This window comes from Nocardia sp. NPDC003482 (assembly GCF_053588115.1).
This window is the reverse complement of the sequence record NZ_JBSFPI010000015.1, coordinates 194,330-206,715: the sequence shown is the minus strand read 5'-3', so window position 1 is coordinate 206,715 and position 12,386 is coordinate 194,330. Positions and strand designations below refer to the sequence as shown.

The following is a 12,386-nucleotide window of genomic DNA, read 5'->3' as shown; positions in this document are numbered from 1 at the left end:
GAACACCACGCCGCGCTACGGCAACTCGCCAACCGCCTCGTCGGCATCCTCCACGGCTGCCTCAAAACACGCACCCTCTACGACGAAGCGGCCGCATGGCCCACATACACCGAACAAGCCACTGCTGCTTGACCTCCAAGCCCCTGGGATGTCTTTATTCGGATCCGCACCCTTTGCAGGGCCTTGCAAGGGGTGCGGATTCGAACAAAGGGTGCGGATGGCGTGGTTACATGCCGTTGAACTCGGCTATGGGGGACGGGTAGACCTCCGGGGGGATGGCGGCGCGCCAGGGGCGGTGGATGGTGGGGCCCTCGAGGTCGCGGAGTTCGGGGATCCAGCGGCGGGTGTATTCGCCGTCGGGGTCGTAGCGTTCGGCTTGGCGCAGGGGGTTGAGGACGCGGTTGGGGCGGGTGTCGTTGCCGGTGCCGGCGACCCATTGCCAGTTGAGTTGGTTGTTGGCCACGTCGGCGTCCACCAGCCAGTACCGGAAGTGCTCGGCGCCGACGCGCCAGTCGATGCGCAGGGTCTTGGTGAGGAAGCTGGCGGTGATCAGGCGGGCGCGGTTGGGCATCCAGCCCTCGGCGCGCAGCTGGCGCAGCCCGGCGTCGACGATCGGGAAGCCGGTGCGGCCCTCCTGCCAGGCACGCAGCGCCTTGGGGTCCTCACGCCAGCGAATGCCGCGGGGGCGGTAGTCGCGCCACCCGGCCTCGGGGTGGGCCGCGAGGACCTGATGGTGGAAGTCGCGCCAGGCCAGCTGCCGCGCGAACGCCGCCCCGCCCGGGGACTGCACGTCGACCTGATGCAACACCTCGATCGGGGACAGACAACCGAAATGCAGATACGGCGACAGACGGGACGTCGCGTCGGCCGGCAGATCATCGGCGTCGCTCGCGTAATCCTCGGATCGCCGAGAAGCCCACTGCCGCAACAACTTACGCCCCGTCACACACCCCCCGACCGCCAACTGCGGCGAACTGTCCGCCCGGCTCTCCTCGAACTCCGGCAACTCGTCCCCCCGCACCGGCGGCACCACCATCCCCCGCGGCGCGGCCAGCGGTCGACGCATGGGAGTATCGAGCCAACGCCGGTAATACGGAGTGAAGACGGCGAAATGATCCCGCCCCGACGAGGGCCCGAGCTCATTCGGATCGACCGCCGTGATCGACGCGGGATGCGTATGCACCAGACAATCCCGCTCGGCCAGCCGCTTGCGCAACGCCTCCTCCCGCCGACGGCTGTACCAGCTCACATCCTCCGCGAGATGCACGCTCTCGGCGTGCACGGTCCGCACCACCTCGTCCACGACGTCCACGACATCGCCGTGCCGGACCATCAAATGCCCGTCGCGCGAACGCAATTCGGCGTCCAGCTCCGCCAGCGCCGCCGCCAGGAATCGAGCCCGATTGGGCGCGGACCGACGACCGGCGACGATCCGCTCGTCCACGACGAACAACGGCACCACCGCCGCCCCCTCGCGATGGGCCGCGACCAGGGCCGGATTGTCGTGCACCCGCAGATCCCGGGTGAACAGCGCGACGGTAACGGTCATCGCTCGACTCCAAACATGGTGGTGTAGTTGCGAATTCGACGGCCACGAGGGTCGCACCGCCCGCCGCGGCGGCTCGAGCGCGACGGTGGTGCGGCCCTCGCGGGCGTCGACCCGGCATCGGTCGATCCCGCGCGCGGGACCATCGGTGTCACACCGCGCACAGCGGCGCGAGACGATCGTCGCCAGTGGTGGGTGAGGTCAAGTACACACACGGATCCTCCCCCGCGGCGACGATCGCGGCGCGCACCTCCGACCACTCCCGCGCGTCGAGGCCCGGCGTCCGCGACAGGACGAAGCCCGACAGCCGGCCCGGATCGGTGACCAGCGCCCACGAGTAGCCCGGGCCGAGCGCGGTCACGATGTAGTTCGTCGGCCCGCTGCGAGTGTCCTGCGTCGGGACGCCCGGGAAGGAGACGTGCAGCTGCGCTTTCGTCACCGGGTCGTTGACCGTGGCAGTGCCGCGAATCTCGTTCGGGGTCCCGGCCCAGGTCGTGCAGGTGTTGTGGACGGCGATGTCGCCCTGCGGGTCGAGCGCGTATTCGGCGCGGGTATCGCGGGCGCAGACCAGGTTGAAGTACTGCGGGATCGCCGCCAGTTGGTACCAGGTTCCGAGGTAGCGGTTTAGATCGAGCTGCGGCACGGGGGCGGGCGCGGTGTCGAGTGCAAACGCTGCGGCCAATACGGGCGCGTTGTCCGAAGCGGGCACGGCATCCGGCACGGACGCAGCACCCGACACGGGCCCGACATCCGATGCAGGCACGGCACTCGACGCAGGCGCCGACAACGCGACCGCTCCCACAAGGATCGCCGCGGTCGCGGCGAGACGCCGGAATCGGGCCGAGGGAAACGCGGTCACTTGGTTCTCCTCCGTCGTGGATGTCCCCATGCTACCAACATCGATGCATAATCGATGCAGCCGACCATACCGAGGAGGTTCCGTGCACACAACCCGGCTTGGACGACCCGGCGGTTCGAGAATGGCGCGTCGCGGCGTGTCGCGGATCGGCGCGCGGGCGTGGCGGCGGCTATGACCCGGGCGCGCAACCCTGCCGGTGTCGAACGCGGCCAACGCGACCGGGCAGAATGATCGCCATGTCCTCCGGTCACGCATCCGACGCCGCCGCGGGGTACACCGTGCGCGCGGTCGCCGATCGGCTGGGCATTCCGACGGCCACGCTGCGCAGTTGGAATCAGCGCTATCGGATCGGGCCGTCCCGGCACAGCCCCGGGAAGCACCGGCTGTACACCGAGGCGGATATCGCCGCGCTGGAACGCATGCTGGCCCTGATCCGCGAGGGCGCGAGCCCGGCCGGTGCCGCCGCGGTGGTGCGCGGTCCGGTCATCGAGTTCGGCGATCGCGCCGCGCTGCTCGACGCGGCCTTCGCGCTCGACACCACCGCGGCAACGACCCTGCTGGCCAAGCACTTCGGCGAATTCGGCGTGGTCGACACCTGGAACGGCTTGTGCCGCCCCGCTTTTGCCGAGATCGTCGCCGAACAGGACCGGGGCGTGGGCTGTGTCGATGTGGAGCATCTGCTCTCGTGGTGCGTCGCCTCCGTGCTGCAACGCGGCAATCCGCCGCCGCAGTCGTCGGACCCGGCGGCGATCGTCTTGGCCTGCACGAGCGGTGAACAACACGCGCTCCCGCTCGAGGTCCTGCGCGCCGCGCTGGCCGAACGGGGGGTTCCCGCCGTCATGCTCGGCGCGGACGTCCCCGCGTTCGCGCTCACCGACACGTTGTCCCGGCATCCCGGAACCCCCACGGTCGTGCTCTGGTCCAACCACGAGTCGACCGCCCTTTTCGCAACGGTGCGAGCATGTCTCGACGCGGGCGCCCGCGTGCTGGTCGGCGGTCCCGGCTGGGAGGCGACGCGCCTGCCTCCCGAGGTCGGGCATGTCGACAGCCTCCACGCCGCCCTCGACGCCCTGACCTGATGCACCACCGATTCAAGGCTCGGCCTCCAAACGCCTTGCAGCCCAGCCGCACCCCTTATTCGGATCCGCACCCCTTCTAGAGCCCTGCAAAGGGTGCGGATTCGAATAAAGGGTGCGGCTGGGTTGCCGTACGTTTGGGCGTCCCCAGCTTTGGTAAGCCAGCCGCACCCTTTGTGGGGATCCGCACTCTTTGCAGGGGGTGCGGATTCGAATAAGGGGTGCGGCTGGGGTTGGTTCAGGTGGGGGTTTTGCCGAGCAGGTGACGTAGGTTCGACTCGAGGTCGCGGTCGCGGAAGGGGTGGTCGGCGGCGGTCAGGCGGGTGGGGACGGCGCGTTGGCTGGCGGCGGCGAGTTCGTCGGCGCCCTCGGGGCCGAGGAGGAGGGCGGGGCCCAGTTTGGGGATGGGGAGGAGGGCGGGGCGGTGGAGGACTCGGGCCAGGGTGCGGGTGTAGTCGAGGTTGCGGACCGGTTGCGGGGCAGTGGCATTGACGGGGCCGAACAGTTCGGTGTCCCAGAGCGCGCGGTGGTAGACGTCGACCAGGTCGTCGATGCCGATCCAGGGCAGCCACTGGCGGCCGTCGCCGATGCGGCCGCCGAGTCCGAGCTCGAACAGGGGGCGGAGCAGGCGGAGGGTGCCGCCGCTCGGGGACTGCACGATGCCGGTGCGCACCCGCACCACGCGAATACCGGCCGCGGCGGCGGGTTCGGTCGCGGATTCCCACGCGGTGACCACATCGGCGAGGAAACCCGTTCCAGGAGCGGCGTTTTCGTCGAGAACTTCATCACCGCGCGCGGCCCCGTAATAGCCGACGGCCGAAGCGCTGACGAACGTCTCGACCCCCGCCTTCGCGGCCGCCTCGGCCAAGGCGCGCGTCGGGCCGATACGACTCTCGGCAACGACACGTTTGTGCGAAGGGGTGAAGCGGCCTGCGATGGACGCGCCCGCCAAATGAACCACCGCGTCCACCCCGTCGAGCAGATCGGCGGCCGGCGCGGTCGGATCCCATTCTCGCTCATCGGGTTTCGTCGCAGCGCGCCGAACCAGCCGGATGACGGTGTGACCGCCCGTGGTGAGAAACGCCGTCAACGCCGAGCCGACCAGACCCGAAGCGCCGGTTACCGCGATCGTCGCCGGACCGAAACCCCGTGCGGCGGCGCGTTTGTGGGCCGCCAGATCATCGGCGAGCTGCCGATACCGGTAGGCGAACATTGGTCGCAACACCGCCGCCGGAATCGGCGTCTCGACCTGATCGATCACGCGCGTACTCCGGTCGTCGATCGCCTCGAACTCATGAATGTGCCGCCAGGGCAACAACTTCCCCACCGGCGCGGAGGCCAGCCCATCGACGGCGACCTCGTCCACGAACCGCCACGGCGGATCGTAGTAGCCAGGTTGATGCTGGGCCACCCACCGCAGTCCGCCGGGGAGCCGCAGCACCGCCTGCCCATCGGCCAGCGAGGTCGCCTCGGCCGCGATGTCGACCGGCTGCCACGGGGGCGCCAGCCGCCGGAAGGCGCCGGGTCGGCGGAACCACTCGAACACATCCGCCCGAGGTGCCGCGATGACGCTCGAACATTCGATGCTCACGTCTCGACTGTATCCCGGAGGCCCGGATGAAACGCTTATGCATCGTTCACGGTGGCCCGTGTCGCGACCACTCGTCAGTCCCGAGAGCTCCGCTCCGCACGCTCCAAAGCCACTGCCCGACGCATGGTTTCCCGCGCCCGCCCGCGATCGCCCGCGTAGTCGTACGCGCGAGCGACCCGGTAATTGGTGCGCCAATCGTCCGGATCGGCCTCCCACTCCCGCCGGACCCGCTCGAAAAGCGCGTCCGCCGCGGGCTTTTCGATCCGGCCGGAGGGGCGACGAGGAAGGTCGGAGACATCCAGCTCCCGCCCCTCCTCGTGCATCCGCCGCGCCAGATGCTGATGCGCGAGCGCCGCGCGGATGCTGGTGGCCACCACCCACGCGCCGAGCAGCGGCAGGATCAGCACGCCGACGCCGATGGCGATGGCGGCGGGCTTGCCGGATCCCAAGAGCTCCACCGCGATTCGGCCCAGCAGCAGGAAGTAGAACGCCAGCGCGAGAACCAGGAAGGCGAGCAGGCCGACCGTCCTGGCCACCTGGCGGTCGGGCATGTTCACAGGTCGAGCAGCGGATCGAGGCCGACGGTCAGGCCGGGGCGGGCGCCGATCCGCCGCACGCCGAGTAGGACGCCGGGGGTGAAGGAGGTGCGGTCGATCGAGTCGTGGCGGATGGTGAGGGTCTCGCCCTGGGTGCCGAACAGCACCTCCTGGTGGGCGACGAGTCCGGCGAGGCGCACCGAGTGCACGCGCACGCCGTCGACGCTCGCGCCGCGCGCGCCGTCGAGTTCGGTCGTGGTCGCGTCCGGGCTGGGGCCGACGCCCGCCTGCTTGCGGGCCTCGGCGATGATCCCGGCCGTGCGGTAGGCGGTGCCGGAGGGGGCGTCGGCCTTGTTCGGGTGATGCAGTTCGATGACCTCGACCGACTCGAACCAGCGGGCGGCCTGTTCGGCGAAACGCATGGACAGCACCGCGCCGATGGCGAAATTCGGGGCGATCAGCACCCCGACCTCGGGCCGCGCCGCGAGCCAGCCGCGCACCTCGTCGAGCCGCGCCTCGTCGAATCCGGTGGTCCCGACGACGGCGTGGATGCCGTGGTCGATCAGCCAGCGCAGGTTCGGCATGACGACATCGGGGTGGGTGAAGTCGACGACCACCTGGGTGTCGTTGGCGCCGAACGTGTCCAGGGCGTCGTCCTTGTCGACCTCGGCGACCAGCTCCAGATCCGCGGCCGCCTCGACCGCCGCGCACACAGCCTGCCCGACCTTGCCGCGCGCACCGAGCACACCCACCCGGATGCGATTCGTGGTCACCGTCAACTCCTCACCTGCCGTCCGACACTCTGCGCCGAGCCTATCGTTCGGGGTTCGGGGGAAGGCGGACACCCGCCCGGGGTGGGCTCAATCGAACACGATGACCTGCCGCAACCCGTGCCCGGCCGCGAGTTCGTCCATGGCCTGGTTGATGTCCTCGAGCCGGATGCGCGAAGACACCAGGCGTTCGACGGGCAGGCGGCCCGAGCGCCACATGCGGACGAATTCGGGAATGTCCCGCGACGGGACCGCCGAGCCGAGGTAGCTGCCGACGATGGAGCGGCCGCCCGCGACCAGGGCGAGCGGCGAAATGCTCGCTCGCGCTTCGGGATTGGGGAGGCCGACGGTGACCGTGGTGCCGCCGGGGGCGGTCGCGGCGACGGCGGTTTCGAAGGCGCGGATATTGCCCGCGGCCTCGATCACCGATTCCGCCTGGATGCCGCGTTCGGCGAGGTCGGCGGGGGTGTAGACCTGGGTCGCGCCGAGGTCGGTGGCGAGGGCGAGCTTCTCGGGGAGGGTGTCGACGGCGATGACCTCGCTGCCCAGTTCGGCGCGCAGGGAGGCGGCCACGAGGACCGCGGCCATGCCGACGCCGCCGAGCCCGACGACCATGATGCGGTCGCCGGGGCCGGGACGCGCGGAGTTGAGCAGGGCGCCGCCGCCGGTGAGGACCGCGCAGCCGAGGACGGCCGCGACCTCGGGCGGCACGTCGTCGTCGACGGGGACCACCGAACGTCGGTCGACCACGGCGTGGGTGGCGAACGCGGAGACGCCGAGGTGATGGTGGACCGGTTCGCCGTTGCGGCGCAGTCGGCGGCCGCCCTCGAGCAGTTCGCCGTTGTTGTTGGCGGCGCTGCCCGGCACGCAGGGGGTGCGGCCGTCGGTCGCGCAACCCGTACACGTCCCGCACCGGGGCAGGAATGTCATGACGACGCGCTGGCCGACGGCGAGATCGTCGACCCCCGCGCCGAGCCGCTCGACGCGCCCGGCGGCCTCGTGGCCGAGCAGCATCGGCACCGGCCGCACACGGTTCCCGTCGACCACCGACAGATCCGAATGACACAGCCCGGCCGCCTCGATCCGGACCATGATCTCCCCGTGCCCGGGCTCCCCGAGCTCCAGGTCGTCGACGACGATCGGCTGGGATTCGGCGAACGGCGTCGAATCCCCGATCCGTTCCAGGACGGCACCACGAATTCTCATGTCCGCGACGCTACGCCTCTTCGTCCGGCGGGCGCGGTACGGGCGTGGGCGGCCAGCGGGCGGGCTCGACATTGTCGGGTTTGAGGATGGCGTCGCGGTCCCAGAAGAAGCGGGTGCCGACCCAGCTCGTGGGCGCGGTGAAATCGATGGTTCCGGCCGCGAATTTCGCGGCCTGGAAGGAGATTTCACCGCGGAAGTCGCCGCCGGAGAAGTCGACGGTGCGGCCGTCGAGGACGGCGTCGTCGAACAGGATTCGGCCGCGGAATTCGGCGCCGGAGAAGTCGGTGCGCACGGGCGGGCCCTGGCGCCAGCGGGGGCGGACGCCGAAGCGGGTGTCGGCGAACGCGGTGAGGGCGGCGGCGAAGCGGACCTTCTCGAAATCGATTGCGGGACCGGTGAATTCGGCCTTGTCGAAGCGGACGAGGTCGCCGTCGAAGGTGGCGCGTTGGAAGGAGGTGGTGGGGCTGGCGAATCGGACGCCGGTGAAGGCGGTCTGCTCGCCGGAGAAGACGGCGGATCGGAAATCGGTGAATTCGGCGCTGAAGCGGGCGTCGGCGAAGCGGGTCAGTTCGCCGAAGGTGGTGTCGCGGAAGCAGATCTGGGGGCCGCGGAAGGTGGCCTGTTCGAAGGAGACGGGGCATTGGAATTCCGCGCCTTCGAATTGCGTTCCGCGCCTTGCATGATCGCCTTTGCCCGGGTCGTGGTTGGCGAATTCGGCGGCGCGGAACAGGGCCGAGTCGCCGCAGAATCGGGCGTCGCGGAAGGTGACATAACGGCCGGTAAATTTCGCGCCCTCGAAGGTCGTCGCTCGCTCGCCGATGAAGGTGGTGCGGGCGAAATACGTTCGCTGTCCGGCGAATTCGGCGGATCGGAAGTCGCAGTCCTCGAGGACGGCGCCCGCGAAGTCGAAGTCGTGATGCGACCAGGAGACATCGGCGGTCGGCCGCAGGTGGGCGACGATCACGTCCACGATCGCACGCCGCACCTCTCGGTCGTTCTGCCGGAACTGGTACCGCAGTTCGACGGTCGGCTTGCCCTCCACCGTCTCGGTCCGCCCGATCAGATGATTGGCTCCCGCCTCGGGCTCGTACGGCAACCGCAGATATCCGCACAGCACATCGATGCACTGCTGCCGCCGCCCCGCCGCCCGAAACTCGTCCGCGACCCCCGCCATCGCGTACACCCCCGCGATCCGCACGGCCACATCCGCATCCCCCAATTGCCTTGCCGCCGCGCCGAAAAGCTCCGCGAACCTCCCCCGCTCGATATCCCGCTGCCGCCGATAGGCCACCACCAACGCGACGGCCCCACCGACCCCCGCCGACACCGACAACGCGATCTTGGTGAGCTCCACCTGATTCGGCGGCTCCGCCCGAGCCCCCAGCATCACCCACAGAATCCACCACGCGACCCCCGCGATCCCCAACCCCCCGACGACGGCCGCCACAACCGCCACCAACAACCCCGACCGCTGCGCCCTCCGGCTCACCCACCCGCCGAACCGGCCCCGCGACACCATGGCCGCATCGTATCCACCCCACCCCCACCCCGCACTCCCGTTGCGCCCGACCCCATTTCACCACCGCCCCAAAGGCCCACGAACCCAGCCGCACCCTTTGTTCGGATCCGCACCCGTTGTATAGCCCTGCAAAGGGTGCGGATCCGAATAAAGGGTGCGGCTCGGGTTGCCGTACCTCTACGGGGTGTGGCAGCTCTCGCCGCACCCTTTGTTGGGATCCGCACCCCTTGTATGGCCTTGCAAGGGGTGCGGATTCGAATAAAGGGTGCGGCTGGGGTTGGTGCGCCTGGGGTTCGTAAGCCTGGGGTTAGGCGGGGTGGTGGGGGCGGAGGCCGAGGGCGGCGGCGGTTAGGCAGGCCAGGGCTACGACGGTGACGAACCAGGGGAAGATCGTGCCCATGGTCCAGGTGGTGGCGGCCCAGCCTGCCAGGACGGTGGGGAGGGCCATGGCGGTGTAGGCGAGGAGGTAGTAGGCGGACATGGTTTCGCCGCGTTTGTGTTGGGGGACGACGTTGGAGAGGTGGCGGAGGGAGCCGCCGAAGCCGAGGCCGAAGGTGCCGCCCAGGACGATGCCCGCGGCGAGGACGATCAGCCAGTTGTGGGTGGCGAGGGCGGGGATGGTGAGGAGCAGTGCCAGGGCCATGCCGGTGTCGCCGATGACGGCGGCGCGGCGGGCGGGGATCCTGGTCGCGAAGAGTTGGGCGAGGGCGCCCGCGGTGGCGGTGGAGGCGACGACCGCGCCGCCGAAGACGAGGTTGTGGACGCCGGTCTTCTCCGAGGCCAGCGACGGGTAGAGCGACAGCAGCACGCCCAGCACCGACCAGGCGGCCATCACGCCCAGCGCCGAGAACCAGAAATCGGCCCGGATCTCTTGCGGGACAGCGGGTTTGGCGATGCGGATCGGTCCGGCGACGCGCGTGGTGTGCGTCTCCTCCATCAGCACGACCCCGGCCGCGATCGCCAGGCACACCAGCGTGATCACCACGTACGGCGTGCGCAGCGGATGCGGGACGTACTGCGCCAGCAGGGCCGAGCCCAGAATCGCCACGGCCATGCCGACATTGAACGCGACGCCGCTCAGCTGCCCGGACCGCGCGCCGCGGGTGGGCCGCAGATCCAGCAGCGCCGCGGCGCCCGCGACCACCGTCGCACCGACCGCCATGCCGTGCAGCGCCCGCGCGATCAACAGCATCGCGACATTGTCGGCGAACAGGAACACCACCAGGCCGAGCACCATCGTGGCGAACGCGCCCAGCAACACCGGCTTACGGCCCACGACATCGGAGATCCGCCCCGACACCAGGACCGCCGCCAGCGCCGCGATCGCGTACACCGCGAAGACGATCGTCGTGGTCAGCGGCGAGAAATGCCACTGCTTCTGGTAGATGCCGTACAGCGGGGCGGGCACACCCGACACACCGAGCGCCACGCCGCTGGCGGCGAGGATCAGTGCGTAGGCCCAGGGTTGCGTCGCCCGCTCGTCGGGGGCGACGGCCACAGTCGCTGTCATCGATCCCTCTCCATCAGGTAGGTTTGACTATGATCGAACTCAACACACCGATCCTCGGTTCGATTCCCATCAAACCGGCCGGCGAGGTTGATCATGACGGACAGCAACACCAGTGTCGAATCATTTCCGATCGGATCCGTGCAGACCGTGCTGAGCGCGCTCCAGGATCCGGTGCGGCTCGAGATGGTCCGCAGGCTCAGCAACGCGGGGGAACCGGTGCGCTGCGGGCTGCTCTACGACACGATCAACAAGTCGACGGCCACCCATCACCTCAAGACGTTGCGGGAGGCGGGTGTGACCGAACGCATCATCACCGACGGCCAGACCTACGCGCGGCTGCGCCGAGCCGAACTCGAGGATGTCTTCCCGGGACTGCTGGACGCGATCGTGGGTGCGGCCAATCGCGCCCACGATCACGAATAGCGTTCGGGCCCAGCTCAATCCACCAGTTTCCGCACCGAGGCGGGCAGCTCGCGCGAGCGCCGGAACGGCCCGGCCACCGACACCCCCATCGGCCGCGACAACAGCGTCCGCGCGACCGCGGACACCTCCTCGGTGGTCACCGCGTCGATCCGCGACAGGGTCTCCGAGACGCTGCGATGATTGCCGTAGCTCAACTCGCTGCGCCCGATCCGGTTCATCCGCGAACCCGAATCCTCCAGTCCCAGAACGAGTCCCCCGCGCAGCGAACCCTTGGCCCGCGCGCATTCGGCCTCGCTGATGCCGTCGGCCGCGACCTCCTCGAGCACGCCGCGCGCCAAAGCGGCCACCTCCCCGAGGTTTTCGGGCTGGCAGCCCAGATACACCGAGAACGCCCCGGTGTCGGCAAAGGTGTCGACGCTGGAGTACACCGAGTACGCCAGTCCCCGTTCCTCCCGAATCCGTTGGAACAGACGGGAACTCAGGCCGCCGCCGAGAATGGTGTTGAGCACCGACAGCGGCCAGCGCTTCTCCCCCTCGTGCCGCCCGAACGCGCGCACCCCGAACACCAGATGCGCCTGTTCGCTGTCGCGGCGCATCCAGTGCAGCTGCGGCGACGTGCGCGGCCGGAACCGGCCCTCGCGGCGCGGCGCGGGTTCGCGCGCGGCGTCGAGATGCGCGGCGAAGGCGCGGTAGACCAGTTCGACGGTGTGCTCGTGCTCGACATTGCCCGCCACCGCGACCACCATCCGCTCGGGCCGATACCGCCGCACGTGGAAGCCGCGCAGCTGCGACGCCGTCATCGACTCGATCGACTCGATGGTCCCGATCACCGGGCGGCCCACGGGATGATCGCCGAACAGCGCGGTCAGGAACGCGTCACCGACCGTGTCCTCGGGGTCGTCGTCGCGCATCGAGATCTCCTCGAGCACCACCTGCCGCTCGACGTCGACGTCCTCGGCCCGGCACAGCCCGTTGAGCACCACGTCGGAGACCAGTTCCACCGCCAGCGGCAGATCCTCGTCGAGGACGTGCGCGTAGTAGCAGGTCTGCTCCTTGGCGGTGAACGCGTTCAGCTCACCGCCGACCGCGTCCATGGCCTGGGCGATGTCGAGCGCGGTGTGGGTGGGCGTCGCCTTGAACAGCAGATGCTCGAGGAAGTGCGCGGCGCCGGCCACGCCGGGGGTCTCGTCGCGCGAACCGACGCCGACCCATACCCCGATCGAGGCCGACCGCACCCCGGGCACATGCTCGGTGACGACGCGTAGCCCGCCGGGCAGCACGGTCCGGCGCACCCCGCTGTCGGCCAGCGGCGCGTCGGTGGTCAACATCCGCAGAGACGAACCCCCCTGC

At 69.8% G+C, this 12,386-nt stretch carries 11 protein-coding genes and 1 pseudogene; 3 read left to right on the top strand and 9 right to left on the bottom strand.

Annotated elements, in window-relative coordinates:
- Positions 1 to 132, top strand: a pseudogene (locus ACWDSJ_RS24110) (IS110 family transposase); the annotation flags it as partial.
- Positions 133 to 226: 94 nt separating this feature from the next.
- Here the strand turns inward: ACWDSJ_RS24110 and ACWDSJ_RS24105 are convergent.
- Entirely contained in the window at positions 227 to 1,549 is a 1,323-nt protein-coding gene (locus ACWDSJ_RS24105) for a cryptochrome/photolyase family protein (protein WP_450034395.1), read from the bottom strand.
- A 148-nt stretch (positions 1,550 to 1,697) separates the two neighbouring features.
- Positions 1,698 to 2,267, bottom strand: coding sequence for a lipocalin family protein (locus ACWDSJ_RS24100; protein WP_450034393.1), 570 nt, complete (start codon positions 2,265 to 2,267; stop codon positions 1,698 to 1,700).
- 374 nt (positions 2,268 to 2,641) lie between these two features.
- On the opposite strand from ACWDSJ_RS24100, the gene ACWDSJ_RS24095 reads away from it, so the two are divergent.
- A complete protein-coding gene (locus tag ACWDSJ_RS24095) occupies positions 2,642 to 3,484 on the top strand; it encodes a MerR family transcriptional regulator (RefSeq protein ID WP_450034392.1) in 843 nt (280 codons plus the stop codon).
- A gap of 235 nt (positions 3,485 to 3,719) precedes the next feature.
- On the opposite strand, the gene ACWDSJ_RS24090 is transcribed toward ACWDSJ_RS24095, so the two are convergent.
- The 6 genes from ACWDSJ_RS24090 to ACWDSJ_RS24065 form a co-directional block, all read right to left on the bottom strand.
- On the bottom strand, positions 3,720 to 5,072 hold the full coding sequence (locus ACWDSJ_RS24090; protein ID WP_450034391.1) for a TIGR01777 family oxidoreductase: 1,353 nt from the start codon (positions 5,070 to 5,072) through the stop codon (positions 3,720 to 3,722).
- A 74-nt stretch (positions 5,073 to 5,146) separates the two neighbouring features.
- The gene (locus ACWDSJ_RS24085; protein WP_450034389.1) at positions 5,147 to 5,623 is read right to left on the bottom strand and encodes a hypothetical protein; all 477 of its coding nucleotides are present in this window, start codon (positions 5,621 to 5,623) and stop codon (positions 5,147 to 5,149) included.
- A gap of 2 nt (positions 5,624 to 5,625) precedes the next feature.
- Entirely contained in the window at positions 5,626 to 6,381 is a 756-nt protein-coding gene (dapB, locus tag ACWDSJ_RS24080; RefSeq protein WP_450034388.1) for a 4-hydroxy-tetrahydrodipicolinate reductase, read from the bottom strand.
- A gap of 87 nt (positions 6,382 to 6,468) precedes the next feature.
- Positions 6,469 to 7,584, bottom strand: coding sequence for an alcohol dehydrogenase catalytic domain-containing protein (locus ACWDSJ_RS24075; RefSeq protein ID WP_387356256.1), 1,116 nt, complete (start codon positions 7,582 to 7,584; stop codon positions 6,469 to 6,471).
- Positions 7,585 to 7,594: 10 nt separating this feature from the next.
- Positions 7,595 to 9,103, bottom strand: a complete 1,509-nt coding sequence (locus ACWDSJ_RS24070) for a pentapeptide repeat-containing protein (RefSeq protein ID WP_450034386.1) — start codon at positions 9,101 to 9,103, stop codon at positions 7,595 to 7,597.
- Between the two features lie 307 nt (positions 9,104 to 9,410).
- A complete protein-coding gene (locus tag ACWDSJ_RS24065; RefSeq protein WP_387356252.1) occupies positions 9,411 to 10,613 on the bottom strand; it encodes an MFS transporter in 1,203 nt (400 codons plus the stop codon).
- Between the two features lie 93 nt (positions 10,614 to 10,706).
- Between ACWDSJ_RS24065 and ACWDSJ_RS24060 the strand changes: the two genes are divergently transcribed.
- The gene (locus ACWDSJ_RS24060; RefSeq protein WP_387356251.1) at positions 10,707 to 11,036 is read left to right on the top strand and encodes an ArsR/SmtB family transcription factor; all 330 of its coding nucleotides are present in this window, start codon (positions 10,707 to 10,709) and stop codon (positions 11,034 to 11,036) included.
- 14 nt (positions 11,037 to 11,050) lie between these two features.
- Here the strand turns inward: ACWDSJ_RS24060 and ACWDSJ_RS24055 are convergent, their stop codons facing one another.
- Positions 11,051 to 12,364 (bottom strand): M16 family metallopeptidase, encoded by a 1,314-nt coding sequence (locus ACWDSJ_RS24055; protein WP_387356997.1) that lies wholly within the window; start codon positions 12,362 to 12,364, stop codon positions 11,051 to 11,053.
- Positions 12,365 to 12,386: the final 22 nt, after the last annotated feature.

Excerpts from the sequence above, each read along its gene's own strand:
- ACWDSJ_RS24070 (WP_450034386.1), bottom strand. The coding sequence starts at position 9,103 with ATGGTGTCGCGGGGCCGGTTCGGCGGGTGGGTGAGCCGGAGGGCGCAG.
- ACWDSJ_RS24065 (WP_387356252.1), bottom strand. The coding sequence starts at position 10,613 with ATGACAGCGACTGTGGCCGTCGCCCCCGACGAGCGGGCGACGCAACCC.
- ACWDSJ_RS24055 (WP_387356997.1), bottom strand. The coding sequence starts at position 12,364 with ATGTTGACCACCGACGCGCCGCTGGCCGACAGCGGGGTGCGCCGGACC.
- ACWDSJ_RS24060 (WP_387356251.1), top strand. The coding sequence starts at position 10,707 with ATGACGGACAGCAACACCAGTGTCGAATCATTTCCGATCGGATCCGTG.
- ACWDSJ_RS24095 (WP_450034392.1), top strand. The coding sequence starts at position 2,642 with ATGTCCTCCGGTCACGCATCCGACGCCGCCGCGGGGTACACCGTGCGC.
- ACWDSJ_RS24105 (WP_450034395.1), bottom strand. The coding sequence starts at position 1,549 with ATGACCGTTACCGTCGCGCTGTTCACCCGGGATCTGCGGGTGCACGAC.
- ACWDSJ_RS24075 (WP_387356256.1), bottom strand. The coding sequence starts at position 7,584 with ATGAGAATTCGTGGTGCCGTCCTGGAACGGATCGGGGATTCGACGCCG.
- ACWDSJ_RS24085 (WP_450034389.1), bottom strand. The coding sequence starts at position 5,623 with ATGCCCGACCGCCAGGTGGCCAGGACGGTCGGCCTGCTCGCCTTCCTG.